Origin of the sequence: Glycomyces buryatensis (genome assembly GCF_004912275.1) — a bacterium.
Classification (GTDB): domain Bacteria; phylum Actinomycetota; class Actinomycetes; order Mycobacteriales; family Micromonosporaceae; genus Glycomyces; species Glycomyces buryatensis.
On sequence record NZ_STGY01000085.1, the window covers coordinates 1 to 795 of the forward strand.

A 795-nucleotide genomic window follows, 5' to 3' on the forward strand; every position below is an offset into this window, starting at 1 on the left:
CCGGGCTCGACGAACATGATCACCGGCGCGGCCTTGGCGACCACGAACCGTCTCCCGGTCCTATTGCTGCCCAGCGACATGTTCGCGACCCGGGTGCCCGACCCGGTGCTCCAGCAACTCGAGGACACGCGGGCGGGGGACGTGTCGGTGAATGACGCGTTCCGGCCGGTCTCGAAGTACTTCGACCGCGTCTGTCGGCCCGAGCAGTTGATCCCGGCCGCCCTGGCCGCGATGCGGGTATTGACCGATCCGGTCGAGACCGGCGCGGTCACGCTGTGTCTGCCACAGGATGTGCAGGCCGAGGCGTTCGACTGGCCGGTCGAGTTCTTCCGCAAGCGGGTCTGGCGTATCGGTCGCGCGGTTCCGGAACCGTCCGCCGTGGAACGGGTCGCGGAACTCCTGCGGGGCGCCGAACGACCCCTGATCGTCGCGGGCGGGGGCGTGGTCTACTCGGAGGCCGAGGCCGAGCTGCGGGCGTTCGCTGCGGCGACGGGTATTCCGGTCGCGGACACGCACGCGGGCAAGGGCGCCGTTCAGTGGGACCACCCGCAATCGGTGGGCGGTCTCGGCTCCACCGGCACCACGGCGGCGAACGCCCTCGCGGCTGAGGCGGATGTGGTGCTCGGCATCGGGACTCGGTATTCGGACTTCACCACCGCCAGCCACACCGTGTTCGCCAACCCGGATGTCACCTTCGCGAACCTCAACGTGGCTCGCCTCGACGCTGTGAAGCACTCGGCCGAGATGCTGCTGGCCGACGCGAAAACCGGTCTTGCCGCGCTCGCGAAGGCGCTG

1 pseudogene is annotated in these 795 nt (G+C 69.7%); it reads left to right on the top strand.

The annotated features are described in order from the left end of the window. Window positions 1-795, top strand: a pseudogene (locus FAB82_RS26480) (thiamine pyrophosphate-binding protein); the annotation flags it as partial.